Origin of the sequence: Bartonella raoultii, assembly GCF_019659805.1 — a bacterium.
Taxonomy (GTDB): Bacteria; Pseudomonadota; Alphaproteobacteria; order Rhizobiales; family Rhizobiaceae; genus Bartonella; species Bartonella raoultii.
The window spans coordinates 1-825 of the sequence record NZ_JAIFRO010000029.1; the positions used below are offsets into that span (position 1 = coordinate 1).

The window sequence follows — 825 nt, forward strand, 5'->3', positions numbered from 1 at the left end:
ATTATTGGATTTTCCGATATTTTACGTGATCAAAACACTAAACCTAAAGCGAATGGATTACGAAACAATCTTTCTCTGCTTTTCAAAAACTGACTGTCTTTTATGCTTTGAATAGTGTATGATGATTTATGTCGGGTGTAGCTATGCCATACAATACCCTTCGTGAGGGAAAAGCATAACAACAGACTTTAGGCTGTATTTTGAGCACCCGGCGCCTTTCTAAGGTGTCAATTCAAAACAATCCTAAAGGAGTTCATTATGAACACAATCTCAAAAAAATATGAATTTACAAGCGAAACCCAACAAGTTGGTGACCATACTCTTTATCGCATTCGTGCATTAAGAGATTTTGATAATATAAAGATTGGTGATCTTGGTGGTTTTATTGAAAAGGAAGACAATTTATCTCATGAAGGTAATTGCTGGGTTAGTGATGATGCGTGGGTTTATGGTGATGGTCGTGTTTATGAAAATGCTATTATTTGTGATAATGCCATTGTTTGTGGTCATGTTTATGGCAATGCTCATGTATGTGATAAAAGCCGCGTTTATATGAATGCACATGTTTATGATAATGCTCATATTTCCTATCAAGCTTGGGTTTATAATAGTGCAAGGGTTTACGGACATGCAAAATTATCAGGAAGTGCACGTATTCATAGCAATGCGGAGGTTTATGATCATGCTGTTGTTAGTGGTGCAGCAAAAATTTATGGTAAGGTTTATGGGAATGCTAGCGTAGGGTGTCATACTGATGTTTATGGCTCTGTTTATGGCAATGCAAAGATTTCTGGTTATTTCATAATTAAAGGTAATGTATATGGC

General features: G+C 36.0%; 1 protein-coding gene. It reads left to right on the forward strand.

Translation table 11 applies throughout. The features are described from left to right. Nucleotides 1-258 precede the first annotated feature (258 nt). On the forward strand, nt 259-825 hold a 567-nt coding region (locus K3248_RS08570; RefSeq protein WP_220717898.1), incomplete at its 3' end, for a hypothetical protein.